Consider the following 20,325-nt stretch of genomic DNA (forward strand, 5'->3'; position numbering starts at 1 on the left):
CCATCTCCTTTTTTATAAAACCTGTTTAACCCTGTTCGCCACGTTCTCCGCGGTAAACCCGAAATGCTTGAACAGCACGCCGGCAGGGGCCGATTCGCCGTAGGTATCCAGACCTACTGCAGCGCCATTACGGCCGATATATTTGTACCAGCCCGACGTAACCCCTGCCTCGACAGAGACAGCGGGCAAGGTCGGCGGGATCACACTGTCGCGCCATTCAGCGCTTTGGCGATCAAATACGGACGTGCTTGGCATGGATACGACACGAACAGCAATATTTTCCTGCGCCAGTAGTGCCTGGGCTTCGAGCGCCAGACCAACTTCAGAACCGGTAGCAATGATAACGGCTTGTGCGCCCTGAACGTCACGCAAGACGTAACCACCTTTTTCTATTTGTTCGATGGTCGCGCTGTCGCGTTCAACAAAAGGCAGATTCTGGCGTGATAACAGCAAGGCACTGGGGCCTCCCTGTTGTACCTGCATGCCAACGCTGGCCGGGCGTGTTACGGCTGATTTCCAGGCAATCGCCGTTTCGGTCGTATCGCACGGACGCCAGACATCAAGATTGGGGATCAGGCGTAAGCTGGCTGCATGCTCAACCGACTGGTGCGTGGGACCGTCTTCGCCCAGGCCAATGGAATCGTGCGTGAAGATATGGACAACCCGCTGTTTCATGAGTGCGGCCATACGGATTGCGTTACGAGAGTAATCGGAAAAGGTCAGGAATGTGCCGCCAAATGGCAGGTAGCCGCCATGCAGGGCAACGCCGTTCATAATGGCAGCCATACCAAATTCGCGCACGCCATAATTAATATGGCGACCGAAGCGCAAATGGCCGTCTGTACCGGCACGTACGGCGCCTGCGCCTTTCCAGTCGGTGAAGACCGAGCCGGTCAGGTCTGCTGAGCCACCCAGCATTTCAGGCAGTATGTCAACCAGCGCAGCAATGGCGAACTGCGATGCCTTGCGCGATGCAACCGTTTCTGCCTTGCTGACGGTTTGCTGCAGGAATGCCGCAAATTTTTCGGCGAAATCTTCAGGCAACTGCCCGCTCATGCGGCGCGTAAATTCCTGTGCTTCCTGTGGATAGTCTATGCTGTAGAGCGCAAACTGTTTTTTCCAGTCACGCTGAATCTGATCGCCGCGCTCACGCTGGTTCCAGCCAGCATACACTTCTTCAGAAATGTCAAAAGGCGGCAGCGTCCAGCCGATCGCTTCGCGCGTAGCGGCGATTTCTGCGGCACCCAGCGGTGCACCATGAACCTTGTCGCTGCCCTGCAAATTAGGTGCGCCCTTACCGATCGTGGTTTTACAGATAATGATTGTGGGACCGGATGAGCCACGCTGCGCCTGCTGTTTGGCTTTGGCGATGGCATGATCAACGGCCACCACATCGTGGCCATCTACGCCGCGAATGACATTCCAGCCATAACCTTCAAAACGCTTGCCGGTATCGTCGGCAAACCAGGCATCCACCTTGCCATCAATAGAGATACCGTTATCATCATACAGAACGATGAGCTTGGACAGTTTCAGCGTGCCGGCCAGCGAACATACTTCGTGGGAAATGCCTTCCATCAGACAGCCATCGCCGACGAAGGCATAGGTGTAATGGTCAACAATTTTGTGTTCGGGTTTATTAAATTCTGCGGCCAGTAATTCTTCTGCCAATGCAAAGCCAACTGCATTTGACAACCCCTGCCCCAGCGGACCTGTTGTGGTTTCAACACCTGCGGTGATGCCCACCTCGGGGTGTCCCGGTGTTTTGGAGTGCAATTGACGGAACTGACGCAGTTCTTCAATAGGCAAATCATAGCCGGTTAAATGCAGCAAGGCGTAAAGCAGCATGGAACCATGACCATTGGACAGTACAAAACGGTCCCGATCTGCCCAGGCCGGATCGGCAGGATTGTGACGCAGATGACGCGTCCACAGCGCTTCAGCGATCTCGGCCATACCCATGGGAGCCCCTGGATGGCCGGAATTGGCCTGCTGCACGGCATCCATTGCCAGCGCGCGGATTGCATTGGAAAGGTGGGAATTCGATGTGGCTGCCGTGGTGGTCATGCGGATCCTGTAGAAATCACGGTTTAGATACGATTAGCGAGCGATTTTAACACTCGTTGTTTTGTCCGTGACGCTCTGGCTAAATAAAGTAAAATTTAGCCATGCATACCTTGCCCCGTTTCTACTGCCCGATACCGCTACTTGCGCACACTCGCGTCGCGCTACCCGATGCCGCTGCACATCATGCTTCCCGTGCTCTGCGACTGCGTGAGGGCGATGCGATTGTGCTGTTCAATGGCGACGGCACACAGTATCCCGCACTGCTGCGCTTTGAACAGGGGCGAGCCATGGCCGACCTTGGTCCACAACAGCACACCCGTACCGAACTGCCGGGCCGCATTGGCCTGGTGCAGGGATTGCCGTCGGGCGACAAAATGGACTGGGTCATCGAAAAGGCAGCCGAGCTGGGCGTCTCCGATGTGTTCCCGATCACGGCCGAACGCAGTATTGTGCAACTATCGGGCAACCGGCTGGAAAAACGTCAGTTGCACTGGCAACGCATTGCAGAGTCGGCAAGCGAACAGTCCGGCCGCAACCGTATTGTGCAGGTTCACCCGCTCCAGACACTGAACGCCTATCTGCAACAGGCCAGTGCCTCATTAGGATATCTGTGCCATCCGGAAGGTGAGCGCTCGCTCTTGCAGGCTCTCGCAACGCTGCAACAAACCAGTCAGCCGGGGCCTGCCGATGCATTAACGTCAGACACCATCGCACCCACGCCGCTCTCATTTCGCCTGCTGATCGGCCCGGAAGGCGGATGGTCACCACAGGAATTACGCAAAGTTCAGGCTGCTGGTATCGAGGCCGTTACTTTCGGTGCACGCATTTTAAGAACGGAAACGGCGGGCCTTGCCATGACAGCGGCCGCCATTGCGACGCTTGGCTGGTTGTAAAAGACTGACTGTGGTGCCCGCAAGCGTCAGCCCGTCATTCAGATCGACGCACGCTCGCGGCTGTGGCGAAACAGCACGTCTTTGGGATACGGCAGGGCAAGCGTTGGCATTTGCGATCGTGCAAAATAACGCAATTTATGCCGCTGCACGACTCGCGCATTCGGCTGGCCTTCGGTCACACAGTTGAACACGATGACGGTGTATTCCACCACATTGCCATTCGGGTGAATATAACGGAATGCCTTGCCACCAAAGACATCCAGAAGCTGCGTCGAAAGCAGTTCCAGCCCGGTGTTCTGCTGCACTTGCCTGGCCAGCGCTTCCTGCGGTGTTTCTGCCACTTCAATGACGCCTGCGGGCAGACTCCAGCCCTGAGTGCCATCGTTTTCCTGCAACAGAATTTGATCATTCGCGTTCAGAATAACGGCAGCCACCAAAGGAACCTGAATCAGTTCACTACCGATCTTTGCCTGCAGATTCCATAAGTAATCAGATAGCATAGATATCCTTCCGTTTATGTGATCAGGCAGCGAACCACAAAACTTGTGGTGATCAACACTGCCGGCTCCGGCGCTGCAATACGGCCGCGCCCCGTTAATGACCTGTATCAATCAACCTGTATCAATCAACCTAGATCAATCAACCTAGATCAATCTCAATCGCTTTCTGCGTAAGGCCTGGGGGCATGGCCTGGCTCGGGCGCATCATGCTTGCCGGCATGCTCCACCACGAAAGAAAAGACGCGACCGTTATCCTCACCATATTCCACGGTATCGTTCAGCACGCCCTTGAGCGCGTCGATATGTTCAACCAGTGAATCGTCTTCGGAATGCAGACGACGTAACGCGAGCATCATCCCGCCCTTCTGTTCCAGCAGCGTTTCGCCCAGACAGTCGAGCAGAGCATCCATATTGCTGCCAAAAAATACCGGATAATCTACCGCCTTGGCAATGGCGCGCAGCACGGCCGAGCAACTGCGTGCCTTGTCGCAGTCCGCCTCGAAATAGGCCAGACCTGCTTTTTCAGCATACGCTTTGAGCTCTTCAAGACCAATCGTTTTTTCTTTTATGGCGCCACCCGTTTCCAGGACAGCTTTTAGTGGGGTACCTGTTTTTTTATTCATTGACCTCTCCATAAAAAAACGCTTTGATTTCTTCCTGACGTGTCATCACATCGTTAAAGGCCAGTTCAATCAGTTCGCCCGTATAGGCGGACTCAAAAAGCAGAAACGAAGCAAGCAGACCGCCTGACTCTTTTCCTGGTCGTCCGGAAACCCCCAAGACCCGCAAAAAGGCCCGAACCGACTTAGGCATGAAATTTAAATGCTTCAGGGCGATTTCGTCAATAGATTTACTTGGACTTATCGTTAAAACATCGATTTTTTTCACACCTGTGTTTAACTGTACACCAGGAGGTACAGATTCGAGCAGCGTATTAATACGAGTAATGCGTTCCAGATCAATGGAAAGACCATCAATAAAGATGTCTGACAAGGCATGACCGCCAATTTGCGCCAGTGTAGGATATTGGTCACTTTGATGCATCGAATCGACCTGTTCCGCATCGTCTCCATGTGCACTGGTACTGATAACCAGCACCCGGTCTGCCCCCAGATGAATCGCCGGGCTGATGGGCGCAAGCTGGCGCATGGACCCATCGCCGCACCACTCCCATTTTTTTCCCAGTGACAGACGCGCTGCAGGAAACACAAAAGGGATCGCGCTGGATGCCATCAGATGGTCCAGCGTAATGGCCTCTTCAATTGCATAACGCTGACGCCCCTTCCAGGCATCCAGCGGGCCGCTGGACTGATAGAACGTCAGATGATTGCCACTGGTATAGCTGGACGCCGTAATGGCCAGCCCATGCAAGTGACCTTTGCGCAAATTGTGTTGCAAATTGGGAAAATCAATACTGCCGCACAGCAATTTGGCCAGCGGACGATTATCCAGCAGCGACTTGGGGGCATTATCACGCAGTCCCTGCAGCGCCCAGCCGAAAGTCAGCATACCCAGCCAGCGCAAGCCGTTTCCGAACACCCCTACCGGATCGGAACGATAGACATTACCCGTATGCAGGCCACGCCAGATTTTTTGAAGCCGCCTGAGCGCTGCATGTGGATGGGCCGCACGGCAGGCATAGGCGGTAGCATTAATGGCCCCCGCCGAGGAACCGCATACAATGGGAAACGGGTTTTCGAAACGCGGAGATTTGTTGGGATCCAGAATGGCCAGAATCGCCTGCAGTGCCCCAACCTGATAGGCTGCCCGCGCCCCGCCCCCGGTCAGCACCAACGCCGTCAGGGGAGCAGTGACCGCATGGGTCATGCCCGCCAGGGGCGGATTGTTGCCAGGGAATTGTTGCTCCATTCTGCTTCCTGAGAAAGGTGACGTTTTAGATGGCGTGCGCAGCGCAACCTGTACGCCATTGCGCTGTCAACTAAATTGAACAAAGTCTGACAGCTATCATACGAAAATTCATCCGGGAATGCATCCGGTAAATCCGATACAGGTTTTATCCCCTATTGCTACGGCTATTGAGGTATGCATCCAACCTGACGCCACCTGCGCCGACCACCGCCTGACACGACTAACGCGCGGCGGGCCACTCATCCGGATAGACAAACACCCCGCCTGGATCAAACAGAGCCTTGATATTGCCTTCCAGATGATGATGTACGCCAGTAACAAATTCGTGATCAGCCTCGCTGAGCACAGTATCGGTCACAATGTTAGGGTGACGCAGACGACGGAGCACCAGTTCCTGACACCAGATAAGGGTTCCGCCATGTCCCAGAAATAATTGAGCCAGATTGATATCGCCCAGACGGGGCTTGAGCGCATCCAGCCGGTAGGCCAGTGGCCAGCGCGGCATGGCAGCACAGCGGACAATATCGGGTTCGGACAGTTGCTCGAACAGGGCCGGAATCAGCCGTTGCAGCGCAGGCAGGCGCAGTGGCGACTCATCATTGACACCGAAACCGCCCAGCACGGCAGTCTGGCCATCAGCAAACAGGGCGTGCACCCGCTCCAGCCCGGAATTGGCCGTGCAGCCAGGCCGGCAGTCATGCCACTGCGGCATGGCCAGCCATTGTGCCAGTGTGAGTTCAGGCGGCACCTGTGAGAACTGTTCGTAACCCAGCGCCTGCATATGCGCGACCGATGTACCCGGCAAAGCCAGGCAAGCGTGTTCGCCCAGTGCCTCGGTACCACTAAGCCGCACACCGGCGCTGACAATCAGGCAGGATCGGCCAATAATGGTGTCCGCCGTTGCGGTGCCCTCCAGCACCATGGCCACATCATATTCCTGGCAAAGTTGCCGAAGCGACGGCAGATCGCCCAGGTCCTGCAACAAGACGCGTGCGCAGTGATAACCATCTTTTTCCTGCTCGTCGATGAGCGGCGCTTCCAGTGCCCGCTGCACCCGGCGGCAGAAGGCCTGCCACGGCCCTTCCTGAGGGCGTTTACTGAGCGTGAGGAAACGACGGCGATGTTCATGCATGGTCAAGTGCTAAAACCTTTCTGGTAACGGCGGTAAAACGATCCGGCAAGGGGGCGAAGAACGTGCCGGCCGGCGTTTACCGTTACAATGGACGCGTACGACACGTTTTCATACCGATCTATTTTACCTTGCGCAGTTTCATCATGACCCGTTTTGCCCACCGAATTGACCAGGCCCTTACTTTTCACGCCATGGAGGTCACCAAGGCCGCCCAGCAACTACGTGAACAGGGTCGGGATATTATCAGCCTTGGCATCGGGGAACCCGATTTTACTGCGCCGCCTATTGTGGTCGACACACTGGCAAGGGCGGCACAGGCAGGTCTGAGTGGCTACAGTCCGGCACTGGGCATTATGCCGCTGCGCACCGCCATTGCCGATTATTACAAAAGCCATTGGGGCGCCGAAATTGATCCGCAGCAGGTGATCGTTACCGCGGGTGCGTCCGGCGCGCTGTCGCTGGCCTGCATGACGCTGCTCAATCCCGGTGACGAGATTCTGATGCCAGACCCGGCCTATCCGGCCAATTCGAATTTCATTGTATGCGCCGGGGCCACGCCGCGGCTGGTACCGTGCACTGCGCAAGAGCGCTTCCAGTTGTCAGCCGACAAGATTGCCACCCACTGGACCGATAAAACCCGCGGCGTGCTCATTGCTTCACCCAGCAACCCTACCGGCACCTCCATCGAACGTGAAGAACTGGTCCGCATCATCCAGACCGTCCGGGAGCGTGGTGGCGTGGTGATCATGGATGAGATCTATCTGGGCCTGTGCTATGACCGCGTGCCGCGATCCGCACTCACGCTGGATCCGGAAATTGTCGTCATCAACAGTTTTTCCAAGTACTTCAATATGACCGGCTGGCGCCTGGGCTGGATGGTCGTCCCCGCCAATATGGTCGAACCGGTAGAAAAACTGGCCGCAAGCCTGAGCATCTGCCCGCCAACCCTGGCCCAGCACGCAGCCATTTCATGTTTTACCGAAGAAGCGTTGGCGATTTACGAGAACCGGCGCCTGGCCTTTATGGAACGCCGTGATTTTCTGCTGCCTCGGTTCGAAAAACTCGGCATCCATGTACCGGTCAAGCCCGATGGCGCATTTTATATTTATGCTGATATCAGTCAGCACGGCATGAGCAGCGATCAGTTTGCCCATAAACTGCTGCATGAAGCCGGCGTTGCCGTTGTGCCCGGACTCGATTTTGGTCCCGCCTATGCGGACAAAATGATCCGCGTCTCGTACGCCACGGCACTGGACAGACTGCACGAAGTCATCGAACGACTGCAGAAAATCCTGTAAACGCGGGAAACCGCGCACCAGCGGGTTGCCGGCGTCACGACGTCCCGTTTATTGATATTTACCCAGATTACGCCCGAGTGCGATGCCCGACTCCAGTGCAATGCGACGACGTTCGGCCTGCACCTTTTCAGCATAACCGCCATCATTGGGGCCAATGGCGCCTACATAACAGCCCAGCCCCCGATCCACAGAGCCGCGCCGCGCGATGCAATCGTGAAGAATTTTTGCGCCCACATGAATATTGGCGACGGGATTGAGTGCGGACAGAACGCCGCCATGAAACACATCGAATTTTTCAGCATGGACTTTAGGCATGACCTGCATGAGTCCCTGCGCGCCCACATGGCTTTCAGCAAACGGATTGTAACGTGACTCAATCGCGATCACGCCGAGCATCAGAATCGGATCCAGTTCCTGTTTTTCGGCGACAGAATAAACCGCGCGAATCAGCGCGCCGGTCACGTTACGGGCAATTTTGAACTTGCGCGCCACATATTCACGCAACGCCAGAGCCTGGCCATTGCTTATACCGGGAACAGTAAACTGGCTGTCTGAAATGCCGAGATTGGCAAAAAAGCCCTGATCAGTATAGTCGAGTTCTGTGGTCAGGGCGCTATTGCGCTGCTGCTCAGGCGACGCTGCCGGCGGTGAGGCCAGCTCCCCCGTGAGCACGTGTGGTGAATTGAAGATGGTGAGCAGGTCCTTGTCGGACATGACCGTGCTATCGGGCATCAGGGCATTGAGCGATGCCTGGTGAATAACTCTGATCTGGTCACGGATGGCCGGTAACAACGCGGCTGCGAGCACGGCAACCAGCACAGCGATCCCCAGATAGGAAACCATCAAATGAACGATATCGAGTGCGGTCCGGTAAACCGAGCCGAAATAGCGAACAGCAACAGGACGGGATGTCGCAGAAGTCATGTATAACCAGGACCGGATCGCCGCAGGCGAGGGTCTGAATAGATTTGAGGGAATTTACTATACCCCAGTTTTGGCCGGCCCGCATCCTCCCCTGCCTTTCTCCTATAATGCACTATCTGAGTCATCAATAGGCTGTCTATCGTGAAATATGCGGATCTGCGGGATTTTCTGAAGCAACTTGAAAAACGGGATAATTTCAAATCCATACAAGTGCCGGTGCAAACCCGGCTGGAAATGACTGAAATCAGTGACCGGGTGCTGCGTGCCGGCGGACCGGCCCTGCGTTTCGAACAACCCCTGCATCAGGGGCGCACATCGGATATTCCGGTGCTCACCAACCTGTTTGGCACGCCCGAGCGCGTGGCCTGGGGCATGGGCGCCGAATCGGTCAGTGCCCTGCGTGAAACGGGCACACTCCTGGCCAGCCTGCGTGAGCCGGAGGCGCCCAAGGGCCTGCGCGATGCGATCAGCACCGTCTCCAAACTCAAATCTGCACTGTGGGACATGGCGCCCAAAATGCAACGCCATGCGGCATGCCAGGAAATCATTTGGGAAAAAGATGAGGTGGATCTATCACGCCTGCCGATTCAACTGTGTTGGCCGGGGGATATTGCGCCACTCATCACCTGGGGTCTGGTGGTAACCCGCGGACCCAACGCAAAGCGTCAGAACCTGGGCATTTACCGCCAGCAGGTTATTGGCAGAAACAAAGTCATCATGCGCTGGCTATCGCACCGGGGCGGTGCGCTGGATTTTCGGGACCATGCGCTTGCCTATCCAGACCAGCCCTTCCCCATTTCAGTAGCGCTGGGTGCAGATCCGGCCACCATTCTGGGGGCCGTCACACCGGTGCCCGACAGCCTGTCCGAGTACCAGTTTGCCGGGCTGCTGCGCGGGTCCCGCACCGAACTGGTCAAATCAATAGGCAATACGCTGTCGGTGCCGGCTTCTGCCGAAATCGTACTGGAAGGTCATATCCTGCCAGCCAGTCACCCGGACGCCATTGCACCCAATCCGGCCCCGGGAATGGCCGCCCCGCGCGGCAATGGTTTTGAAATGGCGCTCGAAGGCCCCTACGGAGATCATACGGGTTACTACAATGAACAGGACTGGTTCCCGGTATTCACTATTGATCGCATTACTATGCGCAATAAACCGATATACCACAGCACCTACACCGGCAAACCGCCAGACGAGCCGGCTGTGCTGGGCGTCGCGCTCAATGAAGTATTCGTGCCGCTGCTGCAGAAGCAGCTACCGGAAATTGTTGATTTTTATCTGCCGCCGGAAGGCTGCAGCTATCGCCTGGCGGTCGTATCGATCCGCAAGCAATACGCCGGTCATGCCAAGCGTGTCATGTTCGGGGTATGGAGTATTCTGCGCCAGTTCATGTATACCAAATTCATCGTTGTGGTTGATGATGATATTAATGCACGCGACTGGAAGGAAGTGATCTGGGCAATGACGACGCGCATGGATCCGGTACGCGATACGGTTCTGGTGGAAAATACGCCGATCGACTATCTGGATTTTGCGTCACCGGAATCGGGACTGGGTGGAAAAATGGGCCTGGACGCCACCAACAAATGGCCGGGCGAAACCCACCGTGAGTGGGGCACGCCCATTGCCATGGATCAGGATATCAGGCTCAGGGTCGACGCTCTGTGGCAGGATCTTGGTCTTGATACGTAAAGGTACCGTGGTCGACCGGCAGGTCCTGCTCGGAATAGTGGCTGGACGGTGCCCGACGCCCGGATCGTTGCGATTCCTGCTTCGTCCTGAATTTGTTATAAACAAACCAGGACGTCGCAGCCAGCGCAATGGGCTTGATCAGCGCCGAGCGGGATTTCGCGGCACGCAGCAAAAAACGCGCCACGGTCAGGCTCACTATCGGGTTCTTTTCGATCAGTGAAAAAAGGCCGCTGCGCCTGCGCGTCAGGCCCATCAGGGTCTCGCCCCCCACATCCAGCAATGCCGTCTTAATGGCATCCGGCGAGAGCGAATGACCAAGCGCATTCACGTCTTGTCTCAGTTGTTCGCGCTCGGCCAACACCCTGGCGGTGAGTAAGGACTTGCGCAAGGACTTCTTATTATGTACCGGCTCATTCATCGCCTACTCCTTTGCTCGCGGCAGCAGATGGCGGTACATGACGTCCGCGCAGGGCCTGTGCATCATCCTTCAGGGCATCGATGGTCGCCGCAAACGGCGTAGCCACCAGTCCCAGATGCTTTTTCATCAAAAGCAGACTGCCCAGGCCAATCAGGGCATAGATCAGCACCAGTATCAGCAAGGCGAGATAGCGGTATTCGGTGCCCCAGAAAAACAGGCCAACCAGCACCGCCACGACCGTCAGTGCCAAATGCAAAAACAGCAAACCAACAGCGCCAAACAAAAGAACCGACAACAGCCGGTCCTTTTCTTCCGCCAGTTCCAGAGACAGCAGCTCAAGGCGCGTTTTGACCAGCGAGGTAAAACCGCCGGTCACTGCACGCAGATTCTGTTTAACTGACATCGCGGATCCGCATCACTTGCGGCCGATAATGACACCCAGCAGGACGCCTGCAAGCGCAGCAAAGCCAACCGTACGCCATGGATTATCATGAACATAATCGTCTGTTACCCGTACGGCCTGCTTGCTTTGTTCTACTGCGCGTTCCTGCACATCCTTGAATGAGCCGGTGGCTTTGTTCAGGGCATTCACGGCGCGATCACGCAATTCGCTGGCTTTGTCGCCGCCGATTTCGGACGCTTCCTTGAGCATCCCTTCTGCTTCAGCGATACTGGCACGCAGATTGTTCAACAGCTCTTCCTGAGATTGTTCGAGACTTGATTTACTAGCCATGTGACTCTCCTGCAATGATTATCTGAAAATAGCCGGCAAGCGGAACACCCGCCTTGTCCGGGTCCTGCTTTCTTATGATCCTGCTTTCTTGTGTTTTTATATTAAGCCATTGTTGAGAATTTCAAGTTCATCATAGCGCATTCCGGTAGCGTATTCGCCAGACTTTAAGATTGTTTTCAATTGCAGGGCGCCGGGCAGTCATTGCAACCAGGACAAAAAGCAGGTTTTTATATTTAAATACAATGACTTGTCTTTTTCTGCACAACTCGCACGGCGCAACACTCTGAAAACACTCGTAGCTTATTCTTTCTGTCTGGTGCCGAAGATGCGATCACCTGCGTCGCCCAGCCCCGGAATAATATAGCCGTCCTGATTCAGTCGTTCATCGATAGAGGCCGTGTAGATTTTAACGTCGGGGTGCGCGCTCAGAACGCGCTCAATACCTTCGGGTGCAGCAACCAGCACCAGCGCCTTGATGTCGCGACAGCCTGCCTGCTTGAGCATCGTGATCGTCGCTTCCATGGAGCCACCCGTTGCCAGCATCGGATCGATAATCAGCGCCAGGCGCTGGTCCAGATCACCGACCAGTTTCTTCAGATACGTGCCTGCTTCCAGGGTTTCTTCGTTACGGGCAATACCCACGGCACTCACCTTGGCACCAGGGATAAGCGACAGAACCCCATCGAGCATGCCGATACCCGCACGCAGAATCGGTACCACAGTCACTTTTTTCCCGGCGATTTTTTTGACAGTGACGTTGCCACACCAGCCTTCAATGACGACATCTTCCAGCGGGAAATCCTTGGAGGCTTCGTAAGTGAGCAACGCGCCGATTTCCTGAGCCAGTTCCCGAAAACTCTTGGTGCTCAGATCGGCCCTGCGCATGATACCCAGCTTGTGCTGGACCAGAGGATGGCTGATTTCGTGAACGGACATGTTTTTTTCTCCGAAAAATTATTGTGCTATAAGCCACTCGACGAGACCGTCGACAAAGGATTTGGTTTTCAGGGCGGCCGCATCATTAACGAGACTGACCAGGATATAGGTTTTGCCGCTGGCCGCAGTCACGTAGCCCGACAGTGCACTGGCATTGCCCAGTGTCCCTGTCTTGAAGTGTCCGCGGCCTTTGGCCGCCTGATCGGTCAGGCGGCGTCGCATAGTACCATCGACACCCGAGACTGACAATGAATCAATGAATGTGTCACGCAAGGGGGAAGCCCAGATCGTATCCAGCATCTGAGCCTGACCACCCGCCGTAATGCGCCCGCCCCGGGACAGCCCCGAACCGTTAACGACGGTATACGCGCCAATATTAACACCTTGCTTGCGTAGCGTATCCAGTACCGCCTGACTGCCTTTCTCAAAGGTCGCGGGTGCGCCGTACAGTTCTTCGCCCAGTGTGAGCAGCAGTGTTTTGGCCATCACATTGTTACTGTATTTGTTGATGGTTTGTATGACCTGCCCCAGCGACGGCGAGGTACGCGTCTGCAGTAGCAGGGCACGCTCCGGCACCAGACCGTCGCGTATCACACCCGAAATCGTTCCGCCCTCGGCCGTCCACAGTCGCTCGAAGATGCTGGAAAACATATAGGCTTGCGACCCGACCAGCCGGTACATGGAAAACGGCCCACAGGAAGCGGACAGATTACCCTTGAGCTGCAATGCTGGACCATAGTCGGTCTGTACCGTTCCCGTCAGCTCCGAGCCGGTGCGCGATTTTGTGCAGGCCCCTGCGGTCAGGCCCAGGTGGCCAGCGACGGGCGGATTCTGTATATCCGGCTCAAACGATACCTCCCAGTTGCCGGCCTGCCGATCCGGCTTCAAACTGAGCATGATCGCGCCAAGATTGACCATCATGGCATCGGGATTGGCGTTGTAGGGACGCTCCGGCGAACCGTCAAACTCACCGGGATCAGTAAAAATAGGCGCAAACAGGGAACGATCAACCACCACATCCGACAGATGGCGCAGCCCCTTGGCCTGCACCGCGCGAATCATTTGCCGCAAATCCTGATAATTGAGCGCCGGGTCACCCCCGCCCTTGATATAGAGCGGCGTGCGCATGGCCTGCGATACATCGAAGCGTGCCTTGCGGTCAATATACACGCCCGTCTTCCAGGTGTAGTCGCTGCCCAGCCGATTGAGCGCGGCCCAGGTTGTCAGTGTTTTCATGACCGAAGCCGGGTTGCGTGGCGTGCCCGGATTGATCGCCAGAATAACCGGGCCGCCCGCCTCCTTGATCAGCAATGACAGCGACGACAGCGGCACACCAGTTTTGTCCCAGCGCGCTCGTATGGCGTCGGGCAGATGATCGGCCGACTTGATCGATGCAATGGGAAAGCCATAGGCATTCAGCAGCTCGCCGGCATCAGCCTCGCTTTGGGCCGCAGCAGCCGCCGCCAGTCCGGTTGTACCTTTTTTGACACCCAGACCGCTCTTGCTGTCGGACGGCACGATCTTGACATCAAGCGTCCCCGGCTGATTGAACTCGAACTTCGCGCCGGGTGCAACCCGAATCGCCGTTGCCTTGCCTTTTTTTGCAGTCGATGCCTTTTTCCTGGGCGCTGCCTTTTTGGGCGCTGTCTTTTTGAGCGATGCCTTCTTTGTTGCCTGGGTTTTGCTACCCGACCCGCTATCGCGTGCGCTGACCGGTGTGGCCAGAGTCAGGGCAAGCAACGACAGACCGGCCGCCGCAGGCAGGTGTCCTATTGCAGCACGCATCATCCTGGTTACTATTGGCATACAGCGTTACAAGAAAAACCGGCCTCCGGCCTGATGCGCCCCATTGCAGCCGCGCGGCGGGTAACTGTCGCCGCCACGAGACACTGCCTGGAATAAGAAGGCTTTGGCTGAATCATTGTAATCAGGCTCTCCTGTTGCTGTCCGGATCGAAAAAGACACTTTATAATGGTTTTTTGCGACAAACCGGTTAAAACCGGGCCAATTCGTCCGCCAACCTTCCCGATATTGCGAGCCAGATTCGTGCAACTGCGCGCATCGATGCCTTCGATACCCTGCTTTCCGTTGTTTTTTATTCATGTTACCCATAGACCCTTCGCTGAGTATTGCCGACTTCGACTACGATCTGCCCGAAGACCTGATCGCTCAAGCCCCGCCTGCCACCAGAACCGACAGCCGCCTGTTGCTGATGCAACACAATGGACAATTGCAGGACCTGAACTTCAGCGCCCTGCCCGATCTGCTGCAGCCCAATGATTTGCTGATCTTTAATGACACCAAGGTGATCAAGGCAAGACTATACGGCCAAAAAGACAGCGGCGGACGCGTGGAAGCCCTGATCGAGCGTATTCTGGAACCCACCCGCGCCCTGGCGCATGTACGTGCCAGCAAATCACCCCGTCCTGGCACCACACTCATCTTTGATGACGCCGTTGCCTGTACCGTGATCGCACGCCATGACGATCTGTTCGAATTGCAGTTCGATACCGATATTTTGCCCGTGCTGGACAAACACGGCAACCTTCCGTTACCTCCATACATCAAACACAGCGCCGACCAGCAGGATGAAACACGCTATCAAACGGTCTACGCCCGTCATCCGGGCGCGGTTGCGGCCCCTACCGCCGGCCTGCATTTTGATGCAGCGCTGCTGCAACGACTGCAGGACAAAGGGATACAGACCGCCTGGGTCACATTGCATGTCGGCGCCGGCACCTTCCAACCGGTACGCGTCGAAAAAATCAGTGAGCATATTATGCACGCTGAATGGTATACCGTATCTGAAAATACCGTGGCAGCCATTGCGGCGACCCGCGAGCGCGGCGGGCGGGTCATCGCGGTGGGCACCACAAGCGTGCGGGCGCTGGAATCGGCTGCTCAGCAAGGCGGAACACTAGGCGAGCTGCGCTGCCCCGTCGCGCACAGTGCTGATACACAGCTATTTATCACACCAGGCTATACGTTTCGCGTGATCGACGGCCTGATCACCAATTTCCATTTACCCCAGTCTACGCTGCTGATGCTGGTCTCGGCTTTAACAGGTCGCGAACGCATGCGCGAGGCCTATCGCCATGCCATCGAAGCGCGCTATCGCTTCTTCAGTTACGGGGATGCCATGTTTATCGCGCCCGGCTGATCGGCCTCTGACTGCCCAAAGCCGTTTCGGACGCATACGATGCCAATTTTCCATCCATGACTCAGGCGCAAGGGAACGAATCAGTACTGTTTCTGTCATACTTGGTTCTTTGCCGTTTGCGCCTCTCCCATTCATCCATCGATTATCATGCCAGGACTTTCCTTTTCTTTAATCAAAACCGAGGGTAAAGCCCGCCGGGCCAGCATCACTCTGAATCACGGCACTGTACAGACGCCCATGTTTATGCCGGTAGGCACCTATGGCAGCGTCAAAGCCATGCTGCCGCACGAGCTGGATGACATCGGCGCGCAGGTGGTGCTGGGCAACACTTTTCATCTGTGGCTGCGGCCCGGTACCGACGTCATTGAAAAACATGACGGCCTGCATGGCTTTATGCAATGGAAAAAACCGATACTGACCGACTCAGGCGGTTTTCAGGTGTTCAGCCTGAGTGACTTGCGCAGCAAAATCACCGAGGAAGGCGTCAAGTTCTCTTCACCCATCGACGGCTCCCGGCTGTTTCTGACACCGGAAGAGTCCATGCGCATCCAGCGCTCACTCAATTCGGACATCGTCATGGTATTTGACGAGTGCACACCCTACACCATCGACGGGCGACCCGCCACGCATGATGAGGCAGCGCGTTCCATGCGCATGTCTCTGCGCTGGGCACAACGTTCGCGGGATGCATTTAACGCGCTGCAGAACCCCAATGCGCTATTCGGCATTGTTCAGGGTGGCATGTTCGAGGACCTGCGCGACGAATCGCTGGCCGGGCTGCAACGCATTGGGTTTGACGGCTACGCCATTGGCGGTCTTTCCGTTGGCGAACCCAAAGAGGATATGCGGCGTATACTGGCCCATATCGCCCATCAATTGCCCGACAATGCACCGCGTTATTTAATGGGCGTGGGAACACCGGAAGACCTGGTCGAAGGCGTCAGCCAGGGCGTGGACATGTTCGATTGCGTCATGCCGTCGCGTAACGCGCGCAATGGCTGGCTGTTCACCCGCTTCGGGGATATTAAAATCCGCAATGCACGCTATCGCGACGATACCCGCCCGCTGGATCCGACCTGCGCCTGCCATACCTGCCAGCATTTTTCACGTGCCTATCTGCATCATATGCAAAAAGCCAATGAAATTACCGGTGCCCGCTTAAATACGCTGCATAACCTGCATTTTTACCTGAATCTGATGGAACAAATGCGCGAAGCACTGGAACAGGGCCGGTTTGCCCAGTGGCAGGAACAATTTTTCACCGATAGGTCAAAAGGCATTGACTAGCCCAGAAAAGGCTACAATATTCGGTTAATTTACACTTACGGGAGTCTTTCTTATGCTTACAAGCAATTTATCCGCGCTGGTTCTGGCGCAGGCGGCACCAGCCGGTGGCGCTCTTGGCGGTCTCACGAGTTTCCTGCCCATCATCCTGATGTTCGTGGTGCTGTATTTCCTGATGATCCGTCCGCAAATGAAACGCCAGAAAGAAACCAAGGCCATGATCGACGCCCTTGCCAAGGGTGATGAAGTGATCACTGCCGGCGGCATTCTGGGCAAAATCTCCAAAGTCACAGACAACTACCTGACCGTCGAAGTTGCCAATCTGGCCGACAAACCCGTCGAAGTGCTGGTACAACGCGTCGCAGTGACCACAGTACTGCCAAAAGGTACAGTCAAATCGCTTTAATCCGGCAACAGGCGGGCGGTAACCACCGCCCCGCTTTTTGTCCGGCCCCCTGTTTCAACCCCTTATCGAAAACGGCTACGGTATGAACCGCTATCCCCTCTGGAAATACATTACGGTACTGGTTGCCCTGATTATCGGCATCCTGTATACCGCCCCCAATTTTTTTGGTGAAACACCGGCAGTGCAGGTATCCAGCGCCAAGGTAACGCAAAAAGTTACCACGCAGACCATGAGTCAGGTAGAGGACGTACTGCGGCAGAACAATATTGCCTTTTCCGGTACCTATTTTCAGCAAAACGGCCCTGCCGGCACAGTCCGGGTTCGCCTGGCCAATACCGACACACAGCTGAAAGCGCGTGACGTACTGGACAATGCACTCAATCCCGTCAAGGACGACCCGTCGTATACGGTGGCGCTGAACCTGCTGCCAGCCTCTCCCGACTGGATGAGCGCCATTGGCGCCAACCCCATGTACCTGGGTCTGGATTTGCGCGGTGGCGTGCACTTTCTGCTGCAAGTAGACATGCAGGGCGCTCTGGCCGCCCGCTATGAGTCCCTGACCACCGACATTCGCTCCATTCTGCGCGATGCGCGCGTTGCCGTTGAATCGGTCAGCACCGCCAACAGCAGCATCACTGCCACGTTCGCCTCCGAACAAGACCGCAACAAGGCACAGGACGTTCTGCGCACCCGCACCAGCGAGTTAACATTTACCACCAGCCAGTCCGGCAACAAATTCCTGCTGAACGGCACCATCCTTGCTGCCGAAATTGCCCGCGTTCAGGACACCGCCCTCAAGCAGAACATTCTGACGCTGCACAACCGGATCAACGAGCTGGGTGTGGCCGAGCCCATCATTCAGCAACAGGGGCTGGACCGTATCATTGTGCAACTGCCAGGCATCCAGGACGTTGCCAAAGCCAAGGAAATCCTGGGTCGCACCGCCACCCTGCAATTGCGCATGGTCGATGATTCACCTGCTGCGCAGAACGCCCTGGCTGGCGGCACTGTGCCTTTCGGACTGGAAAGCTTCAAGGATACCGATGGCCGGACGGTTCTGGTCCGCCGTCAGGTATTGCTGACCGGCGAAAATCTGGAAAACGCCCAGTCCGGCCGCAACCAGCAGACCCAGCAGCCTACCGTCAACCTCACGCTGGACGACAAGGGTGCCCGTATTTTCCGAGACACCACCCGGGACAATATCGGCAAACGCCTGGCCATCATTCTGTTTGAAAACGGTAAAGGCCAGGTCGTCACCGCTCCCGTTATTCGCAGCGAAATCCCTAACGGACAGGTTGAAATTTCAGGCAGCATGGACGCCACGCAGGCCGCCGATACCGCCCTGCTGCTGCGCGCCGGTTCGCTGGCCGCCCCCATGTCCATTATTGAAGAGCGCACTATCGGCCCAAGCCTGGGCGCCGACAATATCCGGATGGGCTTTGATTCCACCCTTTATGGTTTTCTGATGATCGCCGTGTTCATGATCATTTACTACCATGTATTCGGTGTGTTCTCCACCCTGGGTCTGGCCTTCAACGTGTTGCTGCTGCTGGCGGTCCTGTCGTTGCTGCAGGCTACACTTACCTTGCCGGGCATTGCCGCCATTGCGCTGACGCTGGGTATGGCGATTGACTCGAACGTGCTTATCAATGAACGGGTACGCGAAGAATTGCGCAATGGTGCGTCACCGCAACAGGCCATCAATACCGGCTTCAGTAAGGCATGGGCCACCATTCTTGACTCGAACCTCACGACCCTTATCGTGGGTCTGGCACTGCTGGCTTTCGGTAGCGGACCGGTACGCGGCTTCGCCGTGGTTCACTGCATCGGTATTCTGACCTCCATGTTCTCGTCTGTAGTCGGCGTAAGGGCCGTTGTGAACTTGTGGTACGGCCGACGCAAGAAACTCAAAACGGTTTCCATCGGTACCGTCTGGCGTCCCGAGACAGACGACAAGAAAGAGATCACCAGAAACTGAATAGAGCAGAACACTTTTTCTGTCCGGGCTGACCGGACAGAGCAGGAATAAATATGGAATTTTTCAGAATTCACAAAACCATCCCGTTCATGAGGAACGCGCTGATCCTTAATCTGATCAGTGCCATTACCTTCGTGCTGGCGGTCTTTTTCATCGTGACCCGCGGCTTTCATCTGTCCATCGAATTTACCGGTGGTACGGTAATGGAAGTCAATTACCAGCAGGCTGCCCAGCTCGATGAAGTGCGCAGCAGCATCAGCGCACTCAACTACAGTGACTTTCAGGTGCAGAACTTCGGTACCTCGCGCGACGTGATTATTCGCCTGCCGGTAGACAAGAACATGTCTTCGACCCAGCAGAGCGATACCGTCATGGCGGCGCTCAAGAAAGCCAACCCCGATGCAGAACTGCGCCGGGTGGAGTTTGTGGGGCCGCAAGTGGGTAACGAGCTGTTCAGTAACGGCCTGAAAGCGCTGGCGTTTGTAGTGATCGGCATCATGATTTATCTGGGCATCCGCTTCGAATGGAAATTCGCCCTGGCCTGCGTGGTTGCCAACCTGCATGACGTGGTGATCATCCTCGGCTTCTTCGCGTTCTTCCAATGGGAGTTCTCACTGCCGGTACTGGCCGGGGTGCTCGCGGTCCTGGGTTACTCGGTGAATGAGTCGGTGGTGATCATGGACCGGATTCGCGAGAACTTCCGCAAGCAGCGCCGTGCGAGTGTTCGTGACGTGATCGACGGCGCCATTACGCAAACCATTTCCCGTACGGTCATCACCCACGCATCCACGCAAATGATGGTGCTGTCCATGTTCTTCTTTGGCGGCCCTTCCCTGCACAACTTTGCACTGGCGCTCACCATCGGTATCTGGTTCGGCATCTATTCATCGGTATTCGTGGCAGCAGCCATCGCCATGTGGCTGGGTGTGAAGCGCGAAGACATGATCAAGGCGCCGAAGAAAGAAGACCCGGCCAGCGAAGTGATCTACTGATCCAAAACTGTACCGTGGGCGCAACACCTGCTTGCGCCCCACC

Annotated in this window: 19 protein-coding genes; 8 read left to right on the forward strand and 11 right to left on the reverse strand. The window is 56.0% G+C overall.

Translation table 11 applies throughout. From position 1 onward, the window contains the following. Nucleotides 1–12 precede the first annotated feature (12 nt). The gene (gene tkt, locus MIM_RS14585; RefSeq protein ID WP_025373498.1) at nucleotides 13–2,067 is read right to left on the reverse strand and encodes a transketolase; all 2,055 of its coding nucleotides are present in this window, start codon (nucleotides 2,065–2,067) and stop codon (nucleotides 13–15) included. 101 nt (nucleotides 2,068–2,168) lie between these two features. Between tkt and MIM_RS14590 the strand changes: the two genes are divergently transcribed. Further along, on the forward strand, nucleotides 2,169–2,960 hold the full coding sequence (locus MIM_RS14590; RefSeq protein ID WP_025373499.1) for a 16S rRNA (uracil(1498)-N(3))-methyltransferase: 792 nt from the start codon (nucleotides 2,169–2,171) through the stop codon (nucleotides 2,958–2,960). Nucleotides 2,961–2,998: 38 nt separating this feature from the next. Here MIM_RS14590 and MIM_RS14595 read toward each other — a convergent pair whose 3' ends face one another. The 4 genes from MIM_RS14595 to MIM_RS14610 all read right to left on the reverse strand — a co-directional run bounded on the left by MIM_RS14595 (nucleotide 2,999) and on the right by MIM_RS14610 (nucleotide 6,461). Next, entirely contained in the window at nucleotides 2,999–3,460 is a 462-nt protein-coding gene (locus MIM_RS14595; protein ID WP_025373500.1) for an NUDIX domain-containing protein, read from the reverse strand. Nucleotides 3,461–3,615: 155 nt separating this feature from the next. Further along, nucleotides 3,616–4,083 (reverse strand): barstar family protein, encoded by a 468-nt coding sequence (locus tag MIM_RS14600; RefSeq protein WP_025373501.1) that lies wholly within the window; start codon nucleotides 4,081–4,083, stop codon nucleotides 3,616–3,618. Continuing rightward, nucleotides 4,076–5,329, reverse strand: coding sequence for a patatin-like phospholipase family protein (locus MIM_RS14605; RefSeq protein ID WP_025373502.1), 1,254 nt, complete (start codon nucleotides 5,327–5,329; stop codon nucleotides 4,076–4,078). Before MIM_RS14605 ends, MIM_RS14600 begins: the two co-directional genes overlap by 8 nt. Nucleotides 5,330–5,549: 220 nt before the next feature. After that, entirely contained in the window at nucleotides 5,550–6,461 is a 912-nt protein-coding gene (locus MIM_RS14610) for a hypothetical protein (RefSeq protein ID WP_025373503.1), read from the reverse strand. A 143-nt stretch (nucleotides 6,462–6,604) separates the two neighbouring features. Here MIM_RS14610 and MIM_RS14615 point away from each other — a divergent pair, with 143 nt between their 5' ends. After that, entirely contained in the window at nucleotides 6,605–7,759 is a 1,155-nt protein-coding gene (locus MIM_RS14615; RefSeq protein WP_025373504.1) for a pyridoxal phosphate-dependent aminotransferase, read from the forward strand. Between the two features lie 48 nt (nucleotides 7,760–7,807). On the opposite strand, the gene MIM_RS14620 is transcribed toward MIM_RS14615, so the two are convergent. Further along, nucleotides 7,808–8,683 carry a lytic transglycosylase domain-containing protein gene (locus tag MIM_RS14620; protein WP_025373505.1) on the reverse strand — a complete coding sequence of 292 codons (876 nt, stop codon included), beginning with the start codon at nucleotides 8,681–8,683 and terminating at the stop codon, nucleotides 7,808–7,810. A gap of 141 nt (nucleotides 8,684–8,824) precedes the next feature. Between MIM_RS14620 and MIM_RS14625 the strand changes: the two genes are divergently transcribed. Next, complete coding sequence (locus tag MIM_RS14625) at nucleotides 8,825–10,375, forward strand: UbiD family decarboxylase (RefSeq protein ID WP_025373506.1); 1,551 nt, start codon at nucleotides 8,825–8,827, stop codon at nucleotides 10,373–10,375. Here the strand turns inward: MIM_RS14625 and MIM_RS14630 are convergent. The 5 genes from MIM_RS14630 to dacB form a co-directional block, all read right to left on the reverse strand. After that, nucleotides 10,332–10,793, reverse strand: a complete 462-nt coding sequence (locus tag MIM_RS14630; RefSeq protein ID WP_025373507.1) for a hypothetical protein — start codon at nucleotides 10,791–10,793, stop codon at nucleotides 10,332–10,334. The genes MIM_RS14625 and MIM_RS14630 overlap by 44 nt on opposite strands. Beyond that, the gene (locus MIM_RS14635) at nucleotides 10,786–11,196 is read right to left on the reverse strand and encodes a phage holin family protein (RefSeq protein WP_025373508.1); all 411 of its coding nucleotides are present in this window, start codon (nucleotides 11,194–11,196) and stop codon (nucleotides 10,786–10,788) included. The genes MIM_RS14630 and MIM_RS14635 overlap by 8 nt, the downstream gene beginning before the upstream one ends. 12 nt (nucleotides 11,197–11,208) lie before the next feature. Then, nucleotides 11,209–11,526, reverse strand: coding sequence for a DUF883 family protein (locus tag MIM_RS14640; protein WP_025373509.1), 318 nt, complete (start codon nucleotides 11,524–11,526; stop codon nucleotides 11,209–11,211). Between the two features lie 300 nt (nucleotides 11,527–11,826). Further along, nucleotides 11,827–12,462: a uracil phosphoribosyltransferase gene (upp, locus tag MIM_RS14645; RefSeq protein WP_025373510.1), complete on the reverse strand. Its 636-nt coding sequence runs from the start codon at nucleotides 12,460–12,462 to the stop codon at nucleotides 11,827–11,829. Between the two features lie 18 nt (nucleotides 12,463–12,480). Next, nucleotides 12,481–14,268 carry a D-alanyl-D-alanine carboxypeptidase/D-alanyl-D-alanine endopeptidase gene (gene dacB / locus MIM_RS14650; protein WP_084459000.1) on the reverse strand — a complete coding sequence of 596 codons (1,788 nt, stop codon included), beginning with the start codon at nucleotides 14,266–14,268 and terminating at the stop codon, nucleotides 12,481–12,483. Between the two features lie 295 nt (nucleotides 14,269–14,563). Between dacB and queA the strand changes: the two genes are divergently transcribed. The 5 genes from queA to secF all read left to right on the forward strand — a co-directional run bounded on the left by queA (nucleotide 14,564) and on the right by secF (nucleotide 20,282). Next, entirely contained in the window at nucleotides 14,564–15,622 is a 1,059-nt protein-coding gene (gene queA / locus MIM_RS14655) for a tRNA preQ1(34) S-adenosylmethionine ribosyltransferase-isomerase QueA (protein WP_025373512.1), read from the forward strand. Nucleotides 15,623–15,769: 147 nt separating this feature from the next. Next, a complete protein-coding gene (gene tgt, locus MIM_RS14660; RefSeq protein ID WP_025373513.1) occupies nucleotides 15,770–16,909 on the forward strand; it encodes a tRNA guanosine(34) transglycosylase Tgt in 1,140 nt (379 codons plus the stop codon). 52 nt (nucleotides 16,910–16,961) lie between these two features. Then, a complete protein-coding gene (gene yajC / locus MIM_RS14665) occupies nucleotides 16,962–17,312 on the forward strand; it encodes a preprotein translocase subunit YajC (protein WP_025373514.1) in 351 nt (116 codons plus the stop codon). 82 nt (nucleotides 17,313–17,394) lie between these two features. After that, nucleotides 17,395–19,290, forward strand: a complete 1,896-nt coding sequence (gene secD, locus MIM_RS14670) for a protein translocase subunit SecD (protein ID WP_025373515.1) — start codon at nucleotides 17,395–17,397, stop codon at nucleotides 19,288–19,290. A 53-nt stretch (nucleotides 19,291–19,343) separates the two neighbouring features. Continuing rightward, nucleotides 19,344–20,282, forward strand: coding sequence for a protein translocase subunit SecF (gene secF / locus MIM_RS14675; RefSeq protein ID WP_025373516.1), 939 nt, complete (start codon nucleotides 19,344–19,346; stop codon nucleotides 20,280–20,282). Nucleotides 20,283–20,325 lie beyond the last annotated feature (43 nt).

Origin of the sequence: Advenella mimigardefordensis DPN7 (assembly GCF_000521505.1) — a bacterium.
Taxonomy (GTDB): domain Bacteria; phylum Pseudomonadota; class Gammaproteobacteria; order Burkholderiales; family Burkholderiaceae_B; genus Advenella; species Advenella mimigardefordensis.

What these genes read in the sequence shown, in the direction of transcription:
- MIM_RS14620 (WP_025373505.1), bottom strand. Translation starts at nt 8,683, where the DNA reads ATGACTTCTGCGACATCCCGTCCTGTTGCTGTTCGCTATTTCGGCTCG.
- tgt (WP_025373513.1), top strand. Translation starts at nt 15,770, where the DNA reads ATGCCAGGACTTTCCTTTTCTTTAATCAAAACCGAGGGTAAAGCCCGC.
- MIM_RS14640 (WP_025373509.1), bottom strand. Translation starts at nt 11,526, where the DNA reads ATGGCTAGTAAATCAAGTCTCGAACAATCTCAGGAAGAGCTGTTGAAC.
- secF (WP_025373516.1), top strand. Translation starts at nt 19,344, where the DNA reads ATGGAATTTTTCAGAATTCACAAAACCATCCCGTTCATGAGGAACGCG.
- MIM_RS14635 (WP_025373508.1), bottom strand. Translation starts at nt 11,196, where the DNA reads ATGTCAGTTAAACAGAATCTGCGTGCAGTGACCGGCGGTTTTACCTCG.
- secD (WP_025373515.1), top strand. Translation starts at nt 17,395, where the DNA reads ATGAACCGCTATCCCCTCTGGAAATACATTACGGTACTGGTTGCCCTG.
- upp (WP_025373510.1), bottom strand. Translation starts at nt 12,462, where the DNA reads ATGTCCGTTCACGAAATCAGCCATCCTCTGGTCCAGCACAAGCTGGGT.
- MIM_RS14615 (WP_025373504.1), top strand. Translation starts at nt 6,605, where the DNA reads ATGACCCGTTTTGCCCACCGAATTGACCAGGCCCTTACTTTTCACGCC.
- MIM_RS14630 (WP_025373507.1), bottom strand. Translation starts at nt 10,793, where the DNA reads ATGAATGAGCCGGTACATAATAAGAAGTCCTTGCGCAAGTCCTTACTC.
- tkt (WP_025373498.1), bottom strand. Translation starts at nt 2,067, where the DNA reads ATGACCACCACGGCAGCCACATCGAATTCCCACCTTTCCAATGCAATC.
- MIM_RS14600 (WP_025373501.1), bottom strand. Translation starts at nt 4,083, where the DNA reads ATGAATAAAAAAACAGGTACCCCACTAAAAGCTGTCCTGGAAACGGGT.
- yajC (WP_025373514.1), top strand. Translation starts at nt 16,962, where the DNA reads ATGCTTACAAGCAATTTATCCGCGCTGGTTCTGGCGCAGGCGGCACCA.
- MIM_RS14610 (WP_025373503.1), bottom strand. Translation starts at nt 6,461, where the DNA reads ATGCATGAACATCGCCGTCGTTTCCTCACGCTCAGTAAACGCCCTCAG.
- MIM_RS14590 (WP_025373499.1), top strand. Translation starts at nt 2,169, where the DNA reads ATGCATACCTTGCCCCGTTTCTACTGCCCGATACCGCTACTTGCGCAC.
- MIM_RS14605 (WP_025373502.1), bottom strand. Translation starts at nt 5,329, where the DNA reads ATGGAGCAACAATTCCCTGGCAACAATCCGCCCCTGGCGGGCATGACC.
- queA (WP_025373512.1), top strand. Translation starts at nt 14,564, where the DNA reads ATGTTACCCATAGACCCTTCGCTGAGTATTGCCGACTTCGACTACGAT.
- MIM_RS14595 (WP_025373500.1), bottom strand. Translation starts at nt 3,460, where the DNA reads ATGCTATCTGATTACTTATGGAATCTGCAGGCAAAGATCGGTAGTGAA.
- dacB (WP_084459000.1), bottom strand. Translation starts at nt 14,268, where the DNA reads ATGCCAATAGTAACCAGGATGATGCGTGCTGCAATAGGACACCTGCCT.